The following is an 18055-nucleotide window of genomic DNA, read 5'->3' as shown; positions in this document are numbered from 1 at the left end:
CCCCCTTCTAAACAATCAAATTTTCGCTTTCAGGGCTTGTTTGAGTGTCAATGTCGTTTTATACCGCTATTTATTTACAGTGCAAAAGGCTAGCAAAATAGCGCCAGGATGAGTTTCAGATTTTTTAAAAATGAGCGAAATTGACTTTCGAGTTGGATGACAGGTTGGCGACAGTTTGGTGTGCTAGATTGAATGAGTCGAGTTTCTTGGCGCAAAAGGAAAGGCACAAAAAGATTCATTAATACAAAAATAACAATTGGAATTAGATTATGAAAACCAAAAGTACATTCAAAACCCTCGCACTCAAATCTATCATGGCATCTGGTGTAATTGCCCTTGCATCAACGAGTGTTCAAGCTTATGAACCTGCGCGCTCTGCTGAGTGTATTGCGCCTGCTAACCCAGGCGGTGGCTGGGATTTTACTTGTCGTAGTGTTGGTAAAGCTTTAGTCGATTTAAGCTATATCAAGGGTAACGTACAAACAGTGAATATGAGTGGTGCCGGCGGTGGTGTTGCTTTTGCTCATACTGTTAGTAAACGTTCTAAAGATGATGCGCTTATTGTTGCCGCAAGTACAGCAACGACAACACGTCTTGCTCAAGGCCAGTTCCCAGGAATGAACTCTGACCAAGTAAAATGGGTTGGTACGCTAGGTGCTGATTACGGCATTATTGCTGTTTCTAAAGACTCTGAATATCAGAACCTTTCTCAATTAATGGACGCCCTTCGTAAAGATCCAAACTCAGTTAAATTTGCAGGTGGTAGTGCCACTGGTGGTTGGGATCACCTAAAAGTGTTAATCACAGCAAAAGAAGCTAATGTGACTAAATTGCCAAAAATTAAATACCTATCATTCAATGGTGGTAGTGAAGCTTTAGTTCAGGTTGTTGGTGGTCATATTGATGCATTTACAGGTGATATCTCAGAAGTTAAAGGCTTTTTAGATTCTGGTGACATTCGTGTTGTTGCCGTTTTATCTGAAGAACGTCTTCCTGCGCCACTTAATAATATCCCAACAGCACTGGAGCAAGGGGTTAGCTCAGTAGCGCCTAACTGGCGTGGATTCTATGTACCTGGTAATGCAGGTGATGACTCTTATGATTGGTGGGTAAATACCATAGATGAGCTTTATCAAACTCAAGAATGGAAAGATATTATGGCTAAAAATGGTTTGATGCCATTCCATAAAACCGGTGCTGAATTCACTCAATTTGTGAAGAATCAAACATTGGATATCCGCATTCTTTCTCAGGATATTGGTCTAATTAAGTAACCTCCTCGAGGTGTTTGGTTGGGCAGTTATTAGTCTCACTGCCCAACCCTTTTTAATTAGATTAAAGCTATCCGCTTTAAATATTGAATAAGCCTTGTCTTATTCAACTCGTTACCCTTGATCAATTTATTTTTGGAGCACAATCATGCGCTTAAACGATCGTGTATTTGGCATGTTGATGCTAATTCTAGCTGTAGTCTACGGGTGGGAAGCAACACAATTTCCTGAACCCTTTGGCGGCGAAGAAAGTGTTGGCCCTGAAACCTTTCCTATCATTTTATCCTTCTTTCTTGGTGCCAGCGCCATTTACATGATGCTTAAACCAGATCCAGATGAAGCTTGGCCTGTTCTACCTATGTTGCTTGAGCTGATTAGTGTTGTCGTTGCCATCTTAGTGTTTGCTTGGGCGATTGAGCCGCTTGGCTTTATCCCAGCAGCTGTTGGTGTCGTAACTTACCTTGCTTGGCGTATGGGGGCTGACTTGAAGATGAGCCTCATCATAGGCGTGAGTAGTTCGGTGGCTATCTTCTTGATCTTTAATAATGTGCTGGAACTTGCACTACCTCTTGGTTTATTGGAGTTATAACTATGGAAACCTTAGATTTTTTAATGCAGGGTTTTGCTGTTGCCTTAATCCCAGAAAGCCTGATGTTTGCCATTATAGGTGCCATCTTAGGTACTTTAATTGGTGCTTTGCCTGGCCTTGGCCCTGCAAATGGTGTTGCGATTCTTATCCCTCTTGCGTTTAGTTTAGGGTTATCGCCAACATCTTCTTTGATATTGTTAACCTCTGTTTATGCCGGTGCCATGTATGGTGGACGTATTTCCTCCATCTTGCTCAATATCCCAGGTGATGAACCTGCCATGATGACCTGTATTGATGGTTATCCTATGGCGTTAAAGGGTAAGGCGGCTGAAGCTTTGGCTATCTCTGCTATTGCCTCTTTTATTGGTAGTTTTATTGCCACCATAGGTCTTGTGATTCTTGCTCCTATCTTGGCGAAATTTGCGCTTAAGTTTGGTCCTTCAGAATACTTTGCTTTATTTGCATTAGCCTTTGCGACCTTAGGTGGTATCACAGGTAAAAACCAATTTAAAACCCTAATGGCGGCGGCTTTAGGTTTGATGATTGCTTCTGTTGGTATTGATATCTCAAGTGGTGTGCAGCGTTATACCTATAACACCCTAGAGTTATTTGAAGGGGTGGACTTTATTATCGCTATTGTTGGTTTGTTTGCGATCAGTGAATTACTCTTTTTCATCGAAAAGCATGCGGGTGATGGCCTTAAAAAAGTGGCTATTAATAAGCTAAAACTGACTATGGGCGATATTGTTAAGGTTTTACCTACGTCACTTCGTGGTGCCTTACTTGGTTTCGTTTCAGGTGTATTGCCAGGAGCAGGTGCTTCTTTGGGGAGCTTCATCAGTTATACGCTTGAAAAGAAAGTCGTTGGTGATAAAGGAGAGTTTGGTAAAGGTGATACTCGTGGTATTGCAGCACCAGAAGCGGGTAATAACGGCGCGGCATCAGGGGCGCTTGTTCCTATGTTGACTTTAGGTGTACCTGGTAGTGGTACAACCGCCGTGTTACTTGCTATGTTGATCTCACTAAACGTGACACCTGGCCCTATGTTATTTACTCAAAATGCAGATTTAGTTTGGGGTGTAATCGCGGCTTTGTTTGTTGGTAACCTAGTACTCTTATTACTGAATATTCCAATGATAGGTATATTTGTTAAGTTGCTTAGCGTACCGCCTAAATACCTAATGCCGATTGTTACCTTGGTCGCATCTGTTGGTATTTACTCAGTAAGTCACAGTGCCCTAGACCTTTATTTCATGGTTGGTTTTGGTGTGATTGGTTATGTTTTACGTAAAGTTGATGTGCCTTTAGTACCTGTTATTTTAGGTATGCTACTTGGGCCTGAAATGGAAAAAAGCCTTCGTCATGCCTTGGTATTATCTGATGGTGACTGGAGTATTCTACTAAACAGTGGTTTAAGTATTGGTCTTTGGACCGTAGCGATTCTTGGTTTGGTACTTCCAGTTATTGTTGGGCCTATGGTTCGAGCAAAAATGTCAAAATCTAAAGAAGCAACATCGAGTTAGATTTTTAAACAGACGAAACCGTCTAAGAAATGGAATTCGGAGCAGCCAGACTGCTCCGAATTTTTTACGTTTGAAAGGCTATAATCTATTGATATCAAGGGATCAATAAAAAGCGTTAGAGACTAAATAAAAAAGCTAATTATAAAAATAAGATCAGCAAGAGAGATGTTTATGCGTGTATTGGTTGTAGAAGACACTGAAGTTTTAGGTCAAGCGATCTGTGATCGCCTGACAAGCTTGGGTCATGGGGCAGATCTTGTAACGAATGGCGAACAAGCAAATGAAATTCTAAAGTACCAAACATTGGATCTGATTATTTTAGATCTCAATTTGCCGGGCATGTCTGGCCTGCAAATTCTCAAACAATTAAGGGCCAGAGCAAATGAGACCCCTGTTTTGATCTTGACCGCAAGAGATCAAATGGATGATAGGGTGATTCTTCTCGATGCTGGAGCTGATGATTATTTAACTAAGCCCTTTAATTTTCGAGAATTAGAAGCCCGTTGCCGTGCTTTGCTAAGAAGGCATCATGGTTATGCGGCGAATATTACAGAGCATGGTAATTTGACCATTGATAGGGATGCTCGCCAAGTAACAGTGAATGGTGAAATACAGCCAGTGACAAATCGTGAGTTTTGTTTGCTGGAAGTGTTTGTCGGACACCTTGGCCGAGTATTAAGTAAGGATGAAATTACCGAGCATTTATTTAATTACGATGAAACCCCAGGGCCAAATGCCATTGAGCTTTATGTGGGTCGATTACGTAAAAAATTGGTGAAGAGCTCACTTACCATAAGCACCTTAAGGGGTTTGGGTTATGTGGCAGAAATCAGCTAGTCTGGCTGAAAATGAAGCGTTAGAGCTACAAAAAGCGCCTTCTCTAAGAAAGCGCTTTATTTTATCTGGTGCTGGCGTGATAAGTGTTATTGCGCTTATCGCGATTAATCTGGTGTTTAACTATAGCCAAAGGTTGGCGGATTTATCCTACGATAGACTATTGCTAAGTGCTTTATTGCAAATGGATGAAAACATACTCGCAGAGGATGGGCGCTTATCCATTGATATTCCTTGGTCTGCTTTTTCTACCTTGGCACAGGCTAACGAAGATAGAATTTTTTATCGTGTCGAAAGCTCGGTTGATGGTTATATTACAGGAAATCAAAGTCTCGAAAGTACACCACCGTCACCGTCTGAATTAGGCAAACCTCAGTTTTATAATCAAACTTTTTCTGGTGAAATGATAAGGCTTGTTTGGCTGGAAAGAGATGTCACCGAAGCAAATATCCAAGGTAGCGTAACCATTTTATTAGGGCAAACTCGTTTGTCCCGTGAAACCATGGCGTCTTCTATTACTACCCGTGCAGTACAAGTGATTCTCTTAATCGCAATTGTCGCCATAGTGCTTATCATGTTGGGGAGCCATCTGGTACTTAACCCATTGCATCGTATTGAAGAATTACTGGAAGAAAGACAGCCCGGTGATTTAACACCTATCAAGTTGGATACACCAAAAGAAACTTACCAACTTAAAATTGCCCTTAATCATTTTATGGCGCGGTTAAATAAAAACTTAGAGCAGCTTGAAAATTACACGGCAGAATCAGCGCATCAATTACGCACACCTCTAGCCAGCCTTAAAGCGCTAGCTGAAAATGCCAGAGATCAAACCACACCAGAAAGGCAAGAAGAAGCCCTAGAGCAGATAGTGCAGCAAAGTGAAACCTTAAGTGAAACTGTGACCATCTTACTTAATCAGGCCGTGGTGTCTCACCGCCTGCAAACTCAGCGTCTCATTCCGCTGGATTTGGTTGCTCTTATAAAGCAGTCTTGTATGGAGCAAGCTGTCGCGGCTTTAAGGCAAGGGATTCACTTATCTTTCGAATCAGACACCAGTAAAGTAATGATACTTGGGGAGGCTTTTTCTCTACAACAAATGCTTAACAACCTTCTCGATAATGCGGTGAGATACAGTGCAGGTAATGGCCTAAATGATCAGAATGAGCAACTGGTTGAAATCCGCATCAAACAAGATGTGCAATCTGTAAGATTAAGCATTATCGATTATGGGGATGGGATAGCTGATGACGAGAAAAAGCGAGTGTTTGAACGCTTTTATCGAGCTAACTATGAAATATCAGGCACAGGAGTAGGGCTTGCCATGGTAAAAGAAATTAGTGATAGGCATCAAGGAAAAATCAAAGTGACTGACACTCAGCCTAAAGGGGCGACTATCAGTGTAGATTTCCCTTTATATTTTGATCGAGAAGGTGAGTTATGAGAAGTCTGAAAAAAGTGTTGGTCGCACTCATATTTGCTTATGTGGCAAGCTTAATGGCAAACCCTGTTGTGTACGAATCTGACTCAGCGTTGGACCAAGGAGGTAACTTCTTCCAAGAGCAGAGAACTTTAAATATCTACTCCACAGTCGACCTTGATGCGTTTGAACCTATTTTAAAAGCTTTTGTTGAAACCTATCCAGCGACTAAAGTTGCCTATTATGATGTGAATTCCCTCGAACTCTATCATAAGGTGATGGCAGAAAAAGACAGGCCCAAAGCCAGCTTGATTGTTAGCAGTGCGATGGATTTACAATTGAAGCTGGTTAATGATGCCTATGCCAAAACCTATCAATCCAGTATGACTCAAGCCCTACCAGAAATGGCAAAGTGGCGGAATCAAATCTTTGCTTTCTCGTTAGAACCCGTGGTGATGTTGGTAAACCAGAATCTGTTTCCAGGTGGTGAACTACCAAAAAATCGGTTGGATTTATTACAAATAATGCGTCATCACAGCCAAGCCTTTCACGGCAAGATAGGCACCTATGATATTCGTAAAAGTGGAGTAGGTTATTTATTAGCGAGCCAAGATGCTCGCCAAGCTGACGCCACATGGGGCCGTATGATTGAGGCCTTTGGTAGCCACAAGGTGAAAACCTACTGTTGTACTAGTGCCATGATAGATGATGTGGCCGCAGGGGACTTATTGCTTGGTTATAACCTAGTGGGCTCTTATGCGCATAAGCGTGCTTTGGGTGACCCTAGACTCACCATGATAATGCCAACAGATTACACCCTGCTTATGATGCGTTCAGTGTTAATCCCTAAACTTGCGCCAAATGCCGAAGATGCTGGTAAATTCATTGACTTCTTATTATCTGAAAAAGTACAAAGTTTAATGTTGTCGGAAAACCTACTCTTCCCCATCGGCGATGCAAGCCAAGCAATCAACCTCAGTAAAAAACGATCACATCCCACCCGCATCATAGAGCTAGACCAGCAACTATTGGTTGGTCGAGATCATGCTAAACAAAGCCGTTTTATCCGCAGTTGGGAGAGTGCTTTAGAATTAAGTGAGTTGGACTAAGCGAAGTGATGTGATCAAGCTGTTTTTATTTACTCTAAGCTTTCGCTTTTTGCATTCTCTGGCACCAAAGTGCGGCGAGACAGGCTGCGGCAAGTATCCAACTGTAAACGAGTGTGAAGCCGTCGACTTGGCTATATTGAGCGCTGTAGTTTAGGAAGTAACCCATTTTTTATCCCATTTAAGTCCCTACCGTGAAAATTATGATGTCATTTATTTAATATTGGAGGAGTTTTAATTCTATTTGAGGATGTCAGTTTTGGATTAATTCTTGTAAACATTTTTCTTTAAGTTTTCGCTTATTCTCAAGAAGTTCTAGCATTAGTTTTTTCGCCTCAAATATAAAAAAGCCTTTCGGTTAGTCATTAATTAATGAAATCTGTTATGCCTTCAAACATAAAGTTTTAAAAAGAACGAAGTGAATCTTGTTCAGGTGATGTTGTTATTAATCTCTTTTAGAATAGCTTTCTTGTTTAAAAATCTAACTGTAAGTTTTCTATGTTACTAGGAATCAGCTTCAGATGAGTAGTTCACTTCAAGTTCAGTTACAAAATCCAAATAAAATAAAAGATGTTCTAAAAAAAGCACCTATATCGTTCAAACTGAATGATGGTAGAAGAGTTGAAACTCTGTTGATTTACTTACCAAGTGTTGAGGATAAAAAGACTTCGCATGATGCTCTTTTTGAGTGTATCAAAGAAGGAGTTCTTCAAAATTTTGTTTTTTCCTATAAAGAAATGCAAAAAAAGTTAGGGAGAGCCTCTGATACTGCGATGGTGGATCTTTTTGATAAAGCGATTAAAAAACTAAGTAAGCATACTGCCAAAGGTGAGCTTGGGGAGCTGATTTTGTTTACCTTGTTAGATGTGTATATCCAAGCACCTAAATTGCTGAGTAAAATCTCAATGAAAACTAATCCTAGGATGCCTGTTTTTGGTGCTGACGCTGTTCATGGGCAGTTTTTAGGTGACGGGTTTAGAGTTTATTTGGGAGAATCCAAGCTGCATAAAAACTTTAAATCAGCAGCAGCAGATGCTACAAGCTCAATTGCTAACGCAAAAGGTAAATTTGAAGACGAGTTTTTATTATTAGACAGTTATCTCGACTTTCCAAATTTGACAGATGAACTTGAAGAAACAATCTTGACCTATCTAAACCCATATGGCGCAGATTTAGAAGATAAAATCCACTCTCCTTGCTTTATTGGTTTTACTCAGCCAGACATTATTTTTGAGAATGAAGCATCATTTTTGAAACACTACCAAGAGCTTGCCTGCCAATATGTTGGTGATTTTTTTAGCAAAGTTGAAAAGCAGAAGCTCGAAATTGAGGAAGTTACTTTATTGATGTTGCCTTTCGGATGTGTTGACAAGTTAGTCGATGAATTTATCTTATACATGGGAATCACAAAATGAGTAGGATTGCGTTAAAGCTTGGGAGAGATATCCTCTTACATGATGATTTTGAGCAGGATAGAAATGTAGTCTTCGGACAGTACGTAGAGCAACTTGCTGGCAATAAGCCACATTTGGATAGAAGTTTAGTTAAGCGCCTTTCAACGTCAATTCAAGTATTCCACAAATGTGAAGATGAAAAGCTAAAGAAAGAAGCGGTCGCTTTGCTTGCTATGATTCTAGATATTGCTGGTGATGACTATCCTGACTTGATTCCTATTGCAAAGAGTATCTTTATTAACTCTGGAGATTTTCCCAATGTCTCATTACTAGAAAAGAGGCATCCCAATGTAATTATGGGTTATGGCTTTAACACTACAGCGAAGTTTGAATTGAAGGCAGAAATGAACTCTGTAGATGAGCTTTCTTTTCCTTTAACTGACTTTCAGAGGATGCTATGGGGTAACCTTGATTCGGATAATGATGTCATAACTATCGCACCGACATCCGCGGGAAAAACACATATTATTCTTACGTATCTAGTAAACAAAGTTGTGAAATCGGATGGAGCATTCGCAGCAATCGTTGTGCCAACCCGTGCATTGATATCTGAAGTATCAAGTAAGGTTTTTGAAATAGCAAAAGGAATAGATGTCGAGAATGAGCTAGAGATATGTACAGTCCCTAAGGATGAAGAGTTCAGTGCAAAGACCGTTTTTGTTATGACTCAAGAGCGTTTGTATGAGCTTATTCAGCGAGGGGATTTGAGCTTTGACTACCTATTTATTGATGAAGCTCACAATATATCTGATGATGGGAGAGGTGTTTTATTACATTTAACTTTAGAAAAGGTTCTTGACGATAGCTCTCCTCAAATTATCGTTAGTATGCCTTCTGATAGTTACCAAAATGCCTTTTCAGCTGTTTTTAATGGTGTTGAATTCCAGAAAGAAATTACTAGGCACTCACCAGTTGCAAAACTGCTATTAGCTGTCGAATTAAAAGGTAAAAACATTGAAGTTGAAAGGTATAACACTTCTGACAAAGCAACCATATCAAAAAACTTTACAGGTAGAAAAACTGCTGATGTTGTTCTTCGATTAGGTCAAGGTCAGAGCAATATTATATACCGAAACCAAACCAACCATTGTGAGAATACTGCTAGAGATATAGCCGCACTAATTCTTGAGTATGATACGACTCCAGCTTTAGAAGAAGCAGCGGACTATATAGAGCAATTTATTCATAAGAACTTTACTCTAGCTTCTAGCCTTAGGAAAGGTGTTGCATTCCATTATGGGCCTTTACCTAGCTCCGTGAGAGTAATGGTTGAAAACTTGGTCAAAGCTGGAGATATAAAATACATTGTGTGCACAAGTACTCTTGCAGAAGGTGTCAATCTTCCAGCGAAGAACTTATTTCTAACTAACCCTTTTAGACCAATTAGAGCTCAGCAGCCTGAAAAATTAGAAGAAGTTAAAATTAACAATATAACTGGAAGAGCAGGCCGAATGGTTGAGCACTTTTCTGGAAACGTTTTTTTATTGAATCATGACTCATGGAAATACCAAGATTATTTTGAAGAAAGTGATGTAAAAGAGGAGAAGATTCCTACTTATTATAAGACATTAAATGAAGACCTGCATTTAGTTGTCTCTGCTCTGCAAGGGAAGTACCCGCATGACAAAGAGGATCAGTACCGCTTTTATACTATTGCTAATAAACTAATTAGAGAACTTGAAAATGGTAGTTTGGATGAACGGTTAAATGCAGAAGAGCTTCAGTTAAGTGCTTCTGAAAAATATCAGCTAATAAAACATGTTGAAAGTGCTCGTAATGCATTGAGGATAGCGCCGTTTATATTAGAAGCTAATCCTACTATTGGTTACATTCAACAGAATAATTTGTCTCTATTTTTTGACTCTCTAGATAATTATGATGATTGGGTATTGCCACATCCTAAGTCGAAAGATTTATATCCCTCTATAGTTCGTATTACTCAAAAACTCTTTGAACTTGGTGTGTATACAAATGGTGATGGCTACTCAATAGAACATGTTTCTGTTGTCGCTACAAAGTGGGTTGTGGGAAAAAGTCTGAAAGAAATAATCACAGAGCAAATAGCATGGGATAAGAATGAGCCAGCAACAGCAAATGTAAACCAATCTGTGCGTAATGTAATTAAAATTATAAATAATGATATTACGTTTAGATTGAGGAATGCACTCAGTTGCTATCATATCCTTTTAACTAACAGTATGAAGTTGAAAGGAATTGATAAAGTTTCTGTGAAGCTTCATACCTATCTTGAGTTAGGAGCTTGTGAAGATAGAATGATAAACCTTATAAATTTCGGACTATCAAGAGAGGCGGCAAAGGAAATTCAGGAATCTATTCCCAGAGGTATTGAGGTTAAGTCAATCTATGATTTACTCTCTTTGCTAGAACGAGGCTTATTATCCAATACTCACCCCGTAACACAGAAAGAGGTAAAATTCTTACTTAGTCAGTAGTGAACTTTCATTCCAAGCTGAGCTTAAAACTTTAATTGCTGTACTTTCGTCAATGTATTTATTTCTCGTATTGAGTTCACTTTTATAGTTTATGAATGCATTGCCAAAATCTAAGTTTATATTTTGGCCTTCTTCATTTTTCCCTTTGACCTTAAGAACAGTACAGGAATCACTATCTGATAAATAATTTACAATCTCAATGATATTGTCTTTAGTAACTATGCTATCTGGTTCATCTCCACAGTCCAAGTCTAAAGATAGTTGAACATTGTTTTCAATGTAAGGTGCTGAGCTAAGGTTTTTGATTAAAGCCGGAGCATCTTCTGCTACATCAGCTAAAGATGAAGAGTTAATTTTGAAATGGAGGCTGTTGTATTCAGGCAACTCTAATAGCTTCGAAAATTCTTTTTCTTTAGGTATAAGAGATAGCATTATTTTATCGTTCCTCAGAGTCTTAAACTGCTCTAAAGCAACACTTGCAACAGCCTTTAAACTTCCGATTGGACCTGTAGTAAATCCTAGAACTACTTTTTTGTTAGGTATGACGCAGAAGTAATAAGGGTCGCCAATAATGCCTTGATTGATTGCAAGGCCAGTAATATTGCCATCTCGAGAGGCTTTGGTTTGCCAAGCATTTCTTTCTCTGACTACGGCAATAAAGAATTGATCATCAGTTCTGTGTGCGGCTTTGATGAAATTTTTAGTATTTCTGATAGTTATAATTCTAGCACTAGCTTGAGATTCATTACTGATGAGGAAGTTTGCAGAAAAATTTTCAAAAAAAGCACTACTTGCATCTATAGAGAAAAATCTTACAGTTACACTTTTTTTGACTCTACTCATGACTTCCTTCCAATCTGATACTGTTTTTATATACAGTACTCTAATTTGTTTTTTATGTATATAAAACACTAAGCTTCAAATTTTTTATAAGGCTAATAATAACCCAAAAATGTTGAAAAAGTGTTTAATTTAAGTGTCTTTTAGAAAGTTTATGGCGAGCTTCATAGATTTAAAAAGGAAAATGCTTTAGAGCTAAGTTGATTAGAGTGAGAGCTATACTGTCCTAAGCTTTCTGCATTCTCTGGCACCAAAGTGCGGCGAGACAGGCTGCGGCAAGTATCCAACTGTAAACGAGTGTGAAGCCATCTACTTGGCTATATTGAGTGCTGATATCGAGTAATATGCCACAAAGGCTGCTGGCGAAAGCATTGCCGCAGCCGTAGCCAACCATGCCTAAACTGACGATAAGGGCGCTCTGTTTACTATCGACAAAGTCGCTAATATGGCTGGCGATTAGCCCCCAGACAGGGAAGTACAAGAAAGCAAAAATGCTGGCACAAGCCCAGAGTACCCAAAGTTTGGCGTCCCACAATAATAGAAGTATGCAGGCAGCAAAGCTTAACAAGGTGAGTTTAATAACTTGGATAATGCCAAACTTATCGGCAAGTGCGCCTATGATAATGCCGCCCACTATCCCAGCTACGCCTATCATGGTCCAAATCGAACCTGTCTGATTTGAATCGCCTTTGAGTACATCCACAATAAAAGGTGATAAAAAGGTTAAAAACGGCCCTGAAATAAAGCCAATAAAAGCGCTTAAAAGCACGGCTTGTAAAGCGACAGGGTGAGATTTAAGAATGGTTTTAGGATTGATGCTTGGCTTTTGATAGTTTTGCTCTTGGGATTCTTCTTTTGGTTTAGGCAGGTAGATAAAGGATAAAAGTGCAATGGCGGCTGTGATAGCGGCGCATACAAACCAAAAAGCTTGCAGGCTCAACTCAGGTAAAAATAAGGCGATTAAAATACCATTCAATGTAATCGCAAAGGCGGCACCTGCAGACGCTAATCCAAGGATACGATTACGAAACTTTAGCGGGATAATATCGCTTGATAAGGCAACAATGGCATTCCAGTTTGCAACAGCGCAACCTGATACAAAAGCAAGGCAAATAGCGAAGCCTAATGCCCAAGGAGAGAGTACGGCTAATGCCAGTAAGACAGGGCTAATCCCTATGGTGAGTAAAAAGAGCTTATAGCCACCTAGTTTTGTTAGAAGAACACCACTTATCAATGAGGTCAGCATATAGGCAATAAAAAGTAGGGCCGAGATGAAAGAGGCTGTGCTATAGCTAAGCTGAAATAAGTCTCTTACTTCGGGTAAAAGAGCAGAATACAAAAACATGCTAAAGCCATGTGTTACAGCACTACAAGCCGTTAATATCAGGCTGATAATGATTAAGGTATAGGGCTTTTTTGGTGGGTTTGAGTGGCTAGCTTGCAAATTACATCCCTATAAATAGCGAAACATAATGACGAATAAAGTTCGAATTGAAAAATAGTGCAGCATGCCAATCTCTATGGATTAAGACAAGGATTTTGTCGCAGGAATGTGTTTAGTCGTCGTTTTGGAATCTTTATACCTGAAGCCTTTTATTTGCTTCAGAGAGGGAGGGGAAAAAAGAAGCAAGCTCTACCAAATTCTTAGCCACAAACAATTGTGACGGGTAAGAAAAGCGGGGGGAGAACCTGCCCATTAAAAGAACGCATTTAATCGTGTTGATAATGGATTAACCACATTATCAACACTGTTTTCAGCTATCTAGTTTTGAGCGCTTAAATTTGAAAGCTTGCTTTTGATAGCTTAGTTTTGTGCAGGAACGACGGCATAAGCAACCACTTCACATAGCATCTCTTCTCTCGCTAAACCTGCCACTATCATAGCTGCGCGGTTTGGGTAAGGTGCTGCAAAGTATTCTGCATAAACCTTGTTAAATACTGGAAGTTGAGATCTATCGGTAACATAGATAAGTACTTGAGTGACATGGTCCATCGTCAATTCAGCTGCTTCTATCGTGTGCTTTAGGTTGTCCATTGTTTGGCGTGCTTGAGCTTCGATACCGCCTTCAACGACTTTACCTTCTTGATCAATTGGAATTTGAGCTGTCGATAGTTGCCCGTTAGCAATGACTGCCCATTCAAGTGGTGCTTTTGATGCGAAAAGGTCTGTTTTAACGGGGGTTTTGATTGGCTGAGCCATGGTCTTGGTGTGTCCTATGTGTTTTCAATAAATAGTGAACTCTGAAAACTGCAGAGTTTGCACCTAGAAAGGGAGCCGAGGCTCCCTTCTATTTATTGCTGCTTTTGCTATTGCCCTACCCAAAGGGTAAGGCTAAGCATTAATAGCTAGGTTCTCATAGCAAGGTAATCGTTTATAAGCCTTGCTCTTCTGCCATCTTCTTCGCAATTTGTGGTGCAGTCCAAAGTGACGGTAGTAGTACTAAAGAAACCGGTACTGCCGTGATCACGATGAAAGATTGCAAGGCAGAAATACCGCCAGAGCCAATCGATATAAGCAGTGCTGCGACAACACCCATCATGATGCCCCAGAACACACGGATAGAGCTTTGTGGTTGGTCTGTGCCTGTCATAACCATAGATACGGCATAGGTCATTGAGTCACCTGTTGTTGCGACAAAGATAGTCGTTAAAATCAGGAACAAGACTGAGATCATGAAGCCCATAGGCAATTGTTCTGTGATAGCCAATAGTGCTGCTGGTAGGTTGAAGCCTGTGAAAGGTTCAGAGATAACACCTGGGTTTGCGATTTCAAACGCTAAACCACTACCACCAACGATTGTGAACCAGAATGTTGTGATGATGGGAGCAACAACTGAGATCAATAGCACCATTTGACGAATGGTACGACCACGTGAAATACGTGCGACAAACATGGCCATAAGAGGACCGTAACCTAGGAACCAGCCCCAGAAGAATACTGTCCACCAGTCCAACCAGCCTGGGCTAGCACGGAATGTTGCCATTGGGATGAACTTATCAAGGTAGATACCAAAAGAATGTAGGTAGCTATCAATGATGAAAGCAGTTGGTCCAAACAATAGAATGAAAGCGATCAGAACAACAGCAAGAATCACGTTGGCACGACTTAGAATCTGGATGCCTTTAGTCACACCACTTACTGCTGAAAGGGTATAGATACCAATTAAAGAAAGTAGGATAACAAGCTGAGTTGTGTAGGTATCAGGAATGCCAAATAGTTTTTCTAAACCAAAGCTAACCTGAAGACCTAGGAAGCCGATTGGGCCAACTGTTCCGGCTACAACAGCAAGTACACAACTTGCATCAACGATAGCACCGAATGGACCAGTCATTACCTTGTCACCAAACACAGGGTAAAGCAAAGTTCTTGGCTTAAGTGGTAGACCTTTTTCATAATGTAGGTACATGAAAACGATACCGGTTAAGCTACCCAAGATTGCCCATGCTAGGAAACCCCAGTGCATAAAGCTTTGTGCTAATGCATTGTAAGCTGCTTGTGCACCTTCTGCTTCACCAAACAATGGTGGTGCAGAAGTGAAGTGAGCCATAGGTTCTGCTGCTGCCCAAAACACACCGCCACCGGCAAGTAGGGTACACATGATGATTGATATCCACTTAAAAGTAGAAATCTCAGGGGTCTTGATGCCGCCAAGTACCACTGCACCAGAACGACCAATCGCTAGGAATAAGCCGATAATAAAGGTTAATAACAACAATACTTGCCAATAAGCACCAAAGAGTTTAGTGGATGTGGCAAATGCGCTATTTACCCAAGATGAAACCATATTGATGTCATACAGAGCGGCAATTACGAAGAGTGCTAAACCGCCACCACTGATGAAAAACACGGATAAATCTACCCCTGCTAATAATCCAGTGCCGTTGCTAGCTTGATTTGGCTGTACGCCGTCTTGAGAAACTCTACTCATGGTAGTCTCCTGAAGGATATTTATTTTTTATATTTATTGGAATTATCCGGCGTTAACGAGCATGCCTGTATGCCCGTTAACTTGGGTTACCTTTATGAACCCTGTGGTGTTAATCCTTCGTCGAAGAATCGTAACCAGTTTTGGCCCATTATTTTTGCTACCTCAGTTTGATTAAAGCCTCGATCAATCAGGCCTTTGGTGAGATTTGGGAAATCTCGGCTATCCCTAAACCAAGTGAGTGGTTCAGGCCAATCCGCATTGGATTTAGACCCTTCCCCGTAATCCTTTGTTTTTGACCAACGACCATTTCGCATCCATTCAAGAATAGAAAGTGGTTGCTGCTGGCATAAATCTGTACCTATACCAATATTGTCAATGCCCATTAAATCTGCTGTGTTAGCTATCATGTCGCAGAACTCATCAAGGCGGCAGTTAGACCCATTTTTTAGGTGGAATGGATATAAACTGAAACCTAATAAACCACCTGATTCGGCAAGGTTTTTAAGAACTAGGTCTGACTTGTTGCGTTTTGCTTCATGGAAACTCAGCGGATTAGCGTGAGAAATCACAATAGGACGCTCTGATATTTCTATCGCATCAAGGGTGCTGCGTTCACCGCTATGACTCATATCGACTATCATGCCAACACGGTTCATTTCCTTGATTGCTTGTTTACCAAAGCGAGTGACACCGCTATCGACTGCCTCATAACAACCGCAAGCCAGCAGACTTTGGTTGTTATAAGTGAGCTGCATGATCATAAGATTCAGCTCACGCATTATCTCGATCATGGCAATGTCGTCTTCAATCGGTGAGCAATTCTGAGCGCCAAACATGATGCCGACACGGCCTGTTTGTTTGGCGATCCGAATATCATCAGCACAGCGAACCGGCATAATTAGGTCAGCGTTACGCTCAAAATGAGTATTCCATTCACCAATACGCAATAGGGTTTCGCGAATTTGTTCATGGTAAACAATGGTCGCATGTACCATGGTGACACCACCTTCTTTAAGCTGTAAGAAGATGTTTCTGTCCCAATTCGAGTATTGCAAACCATCTATGACGATAAGATCCTGATGCATGATTCAGCCCTTTGTTATGCGCGCATATAAGTGGTTTTAACCACGGTGTAGAACTCTTTTGCGTAAGTTCCTTGCTCACGTGGACCAAAGCTTGAATCTTTACGTCCGCCAAATGGCACATGGTAATCCGTACCTGCTGTTGGCAAGTTGATCATGGCGCAACCCGTTTTAGCATTGCGTTTGAAGTCGTTAGCGTATTTAAGAGAAGTTGTGCAAATACCACCTGTTAGACCAAAGTTTGTATCATTTAGTGTGTCTAGTGCTTCTGTGTAATCCGCAACCTTGATGATGCAAGCGATAGGCGCGAAAGCTTCTTCACGGTTGATTGTCATCTGGTTTGTTGTGTTAGTGAAAAGCGCTGGTTGCATGTAGTAACCATCTGCTTCTTCTGTCAGTACTTCACCACCATATGCCAATTCGCCGCCTTCTTTCTTAGCAAGCTCAAGGTAAGATAGGTTTTGTTCCATTTGACGTGCATCAGCAACCGCACCGATGTGAACACCTTCTTTAAGAGGGTGACCAACAACCAATTTCTTCATGCGCTCAATCATTTTTGCAACGAATTCGTCGTGGATACCTTCAGTAACGATTAAACGTGAAGAGGCTGTACATTTTTGACCTGTACCACCGTAAGCACCACCAACGGCACATTCAACAGCATTATCAATGTCTGCATCGTCTAGAACGATCAGTGCATTTTTACTGCCCATTTCTAGTTGGCATTTGATTAGGTTTGCAGCTGTTGCAACAGCGACTTTACGGCCAGTTTCTAAAGAACCTGTGAAAGTCAGTGCATTGATATCTTTTGAGTGAATCAGCGTATCGCCTACTTCAGCACCAGGACCCATTACTAGGTTTACTGTGCCTGCTGGTAGACCTTGGCGAGAAATGATTTCTGTTAAAGCCCAAGCGCTTGCTGGTACTTGGTTAGCGGGTTTCCAAACAACTGAGTTACCGTATGCAAGTGCTGGGGCAATTTTCCAAGCGCCTGTTGCTGTTGGGAAGTTCCAAGGTGTGATGATACCTACAACACCAACTGGCTCACGGCGAGTTTCGATTTCAACACCTGGACGAACTGAGTCAGCTGTTTCGCCCATTTGACGAAGTACTTCAGCAGCATAATAGTGGAAGAACTGACCTGAACGGTAAGTCTCACCAGCGCCTTCTGCTAATGTTTTACCTTCTTCTCGGGCTAGCAATTCACCTAGCTCGTCTTTACGTGCGATCAGCTCGTCACCAATAGCCATCAAGACAGAGTATCTTTGCTCTAGACCGCTTTTTTCCCATTCAGCTTGACCTTGCTTAGCCGCTTCAATCGCTGCAAGTGTTTGCGCTTTATCTGCTTGAGCATAAGTACCAATGTTATCTTTGGTGTCAGCTGGACTAATGTTATCTATATTATCTTTGTTTCCATCAACCCATTCACCGGCGATGTAATTACGAAAAACTGAATCGGACATGATCTACTCCTATGTGGTATTGGCATCATACTAGTACCCATGGTTTAATAATAAAAATTAATAATTAATATTAAGTGATAAGGTTTTTTTA

The 18055-nt window shown here is 40.7% G+C and carries 15 protein-coding genes; 8 read left to right on the top strand and 7 right to left on the bottom strand.

The genetic code is table 11. The features are described from left to right. Positions 1 to 269 precede the first annotated feature (269 nt). The 6 genes from OA91_RS06410 (at position 270) to OA91_RS06385 (ending at position 6746) form a co-directional block, all read left to right on the top strand. Positions 270 to 1274, top strand: a complete 1005-nt coding sequence (locus tag OA91_RS06410; protein WP_197477755.1) for a Bug family tripartite tricarboxylate transporter substrate binding protein — start codon at positions 270 to 272, stop codon at positions 1272 to 1274. A 145-nt stretch (positions 1275 to 1419) separates the two neighbouring features. Next, on the top strand, positions 1420 to 1860 hold the full coding sequence (locus OA91_RS06405; protein WP_063337307.1) for a tripartite tricarboxylate transporter TctB family protein: 441 nt from the start codon (positions 1420 to 1422) through the stop codon (positions 1858 to 1860). A 2-nt stretch (positions 1861 to 1862) separates the two neighbouring features. Further along, positions 1863 to 3383 (top strand): tripartite tricarboxylate transporter permease, encoded by a 1521-nt coding sequence (locus OA91_RS06400; protein WP_063337306.1) that lies wholly within the window; start codon positions 1863 to 1865, stop codon positions 3381 to 3383. A gap of 171 nt (positions 3384 to 3554) precedes the next feature. After that, positions 3555 to 4220, top strand: a complete 666-nt coding sequence (locus OA91_RS06395; protein WP_046017055.1) for a response regulator transcription factor — start codon at positions 3555 to 3557, stop codon at positions 4218 to 4220. Next, positions 4201 to 5661 (top strand): sensor histidine kinase, encoded by a 1461-nt coding sequence (locus OA91_RS06390; protein WP_063337305.1) that lies wholly within the window; start codon positions 4201 to 4203, stop codon positions 5659 to 5661. Before OA91_RS06395 ends, OA91_RS06390 begins: the two co-directional genes overlap by 20 nt. Beyond that, positions 5658 to 6746, top strand: coding sequence for an ABC transporter substrate-binding protein (locus OA91_RS06385; RefSeq protein WP_063337304.1), 1089 nt, complete (start codon positions 5658 to 5660; stop codon positions 6744 to 6746). The genes OA91_RS06390 and OA91_RS06385 overlap by 4 nt, the downstream gene beginning before the upstream one ends. A gap of 34 nt (positions 6747 to 6780) precedes the next feature. On the opposite strand, the gene OA91_RS24705 is transcribed toward OA91_RS06385, so the two are convergent. Further along, complete coding sequence (locus OA91_RS24705) at positions 6781 to 6912, bottom strand: hypothetical protein (RefSeq protein WP_269447902.1); 132 nt, start codon at positions 6910 to 6912, stop codon at positions 6781 to 6783. A 352-nt stretch (positions 6913 to 7264) separates the two neighbouring features. Here OA91_RS24705 and OA91_RS06380 point away from each other — a divergent pair, with 352 nt between their 5' ends. Then, on the top strand, positions 7265 to 8158 hold the full coding sequence (locus OA91_RS06380; RefSeq protein WP_063337303.1) for a HamA C-terminal domain-containing protein: 894 nt from the start codon (positions 7265 to 7267) through the stop codon (positions 8156 to 8158). Continuing rightward, positions 8155 to 10650: a DEAD/DEAH box helicase gene (locus OA91_RS06375; protein WP_063337302.1), complete on the top strand. Its 2496-nt coding sequence runs from the start codon at positions 8155 to 8157 to the stop codon at positions 10648 to 10650. The genes OA91_RS06380 and OA91_RS06375 overlap by 4 nt, the downstream gene beginning before the upstream one ends. On the opposite strand, the gene OA91_RS06370 is transcribed toward OA91_RS06375, so the two are convergent. The 6 genes from OA91_RS06370 to OA91_RS06345 form a co-directional block, all read right to left on the bottom strand. Then, complete coding sequence (locus OA91_RS06370) at positions 10636 to 11493, bottom strand: hypothetical protein (protein WP_063337301.1); 858 nt, start codon at positions 11491 to 11493, stop codon at positions 10636 to 10638. The genes OA91_RS06375 and OA91_RS06370 overlap by 15 nt on opposite strands. Positions 11494 to 11716: 223 nt before the next feature. Next, on the bottom strand, positions 11717 to 12934 hold the full coding sequence (locus OA91_RS06365; RefSeq protein WP_082827811.1) for an MFS transporter: 1218 nt from the start codon (positions 12932 to 12934) through the stop codon (positions 11717 to 11719). Positions 12935 to 13294: 360 nt separating this feature from the next. Continuing rightward, positions 13295 to 13690, bottom strand: coding sequence for a RidA family protein (locus tag OA91_RS06360; protein ID WP_442919122.1), 396 nt, complete (start codon positions 13688 to 13690; stop codon positions 13295 to 13297). A gap of 172 nt (positions 13691 to 13862) precedes the next feature. Further along, positions 13863 to 15419 (bottom strand): BCCT family transporter, encoded by a 1557-nt coding sequence (locus OA91_RS06355; protein WP_063337300.1) that lies wholly within the window; start codon positions 15417 to 15419, stop codon positions 13863 to 13865. Positions 15420 to 15511: 92 nt separating this feature from the next. Continuing rightward, complete coding sequence (locus OA91_RS06350) at positions 15512 to 16504, bottom strand: dipeptidase (protein WP_063337299.1); 993 nt, start codon at positions 16502 to 16504, stop codon at positions 15512 to 15514. Positions 16505 to 16518: 14 nt separating this feature from the next. Next, positions 16519 to 17964 (bottom strand): aldehyde dehydrogenase family protein, encoded by a 1446-nt coding sequence (locus OA91_RS06345; protein WP_063337298.1) that lies wholly within the window; start codon positions 17962 to 17964, stop codon positions 16519 to 16521. Between the last annotated feature and the right edge of the window lie 91 nt (positions 17965 to 18055).

The organism is Marinomonas sp. SBI8L (assembly GCF_001624705.1).
Taxonomy (GTDB): Bacteria; Pseudomonadota; Gammaproteobacteria; order Pseudomonadales; family Marinomonadaceae; genus Marinomonas.
The sequence above is the reverse complement of the archived record's forward strand: the minus strand, read 5'-3'. Positions and strand labels throughout refer to the sequence as shown.

What these genes read in the sequence shown, in the direction of transcription:
- OA91_RS06410 (WP_197477755.1), top strand. Translation starts at nt 270, where the DNA reads ATGAAAACCAAAAGTACATTCAAAACCCTCGCACTCAAATCTATCATG.
- OA91_RS06405 (WP_063337307.1), top strand. Translation starts at nt 1,420, where the DNA reads ATGCGCTTAAACGATCGTGTATTTGGCATGTTGATGCTAATTCTAGCT.
- OA91_RS06400 (WP_063337306.1), top strand. Translation starts at nt 1,863, where the DNA reads ATGGAAACCTTAGATTTTTTAATGCAGGGTTTTGCTGTTGCCTTAATC.
- OA91_RS06395 (WP_046017055.1), top strand. Translation starts at nt 3,555, where the DNA reads ATGCGTGTATTGGTTGTAGAAGACACTGAAGTTTTAGGTCAAGCGATC.
- OA91_RS06390 (WP_063337305.1), top strand. Translation starts at nt 4,201, where the DNA reads ATGTGGCAGAAATCAGCTAGTCTGGCTGAAAATGAAGCGTTAGAGCTA.
- OA91_RS06385 (WP_063337304.1), top strand. Translation starts at nt 5,658, where the DNA reads ATGAGAAGTCTGAAAAAAGTGTTGGTCGCACTCATATTTGCTTATGTG.
- OA91_RS24705 (WP_269447902.1), bottom strand. Translation starts at nt 6,912, where the DNA reads ATGGGTTACTTCCTAAACTACAGCGCTCAATATAGCCAAGTCGACGGC.
- OA91_RS06380 (WP_063337303.1), top strand. Translation starts at nt 7,265, where the DNA reads ATGAGTAGTTCACTTCAAGTTCAGTTACAAAATCCAAATAAAATAAAA.
- OA91_RS06375 (WP_063337302.1), top strand. Translation starts at nt 8,155, where the DNA reads ATGAGTAGGATTGCGTTAAAGCTTGGGAGAGATATCCTCTTACATGAT.
- OA91_RS06370 (WP_063337301.1), bottom strand. Translation starts at nt 11,493, where the DNA reads ATGAGTAGAGTCAAAAAAAGTGTAACTGTAAGATTTTTCTCTATAGAT.
- OA91_RS06360 (WP_442919122.1), bottom strand. Translation starts at nt 13,690, where the DNA reads ATGGCTCAGCCAATCAAAACCCCCGTTAAAACAGACCTTTTCGCATCA.
- OA91_RS06355 (WP_063337300.1), bottom strand. Translation starts at nt 15,419, where the DNA reads ATGAGTAGAGTTTCTCAAGACGGCGTACAGCCAAATCAAGCTAGCAAC.
- OA91_RS06350 (WP_063337299.1), bottom strand. Translation starts at nt 16,504, where the DNA reads ATGCATCAGGATCTTATCGTCATAGATGGTTTGCAATACTCGAATTGG.
- OA91_RS06345 (WP_063337298.1), bottom strand. Translation starts at nt 17,964, where the DNA reads ATGTCCGATTCAGTTTTTCGTAATTACATCGCCGGTGAATGGGTTGAT.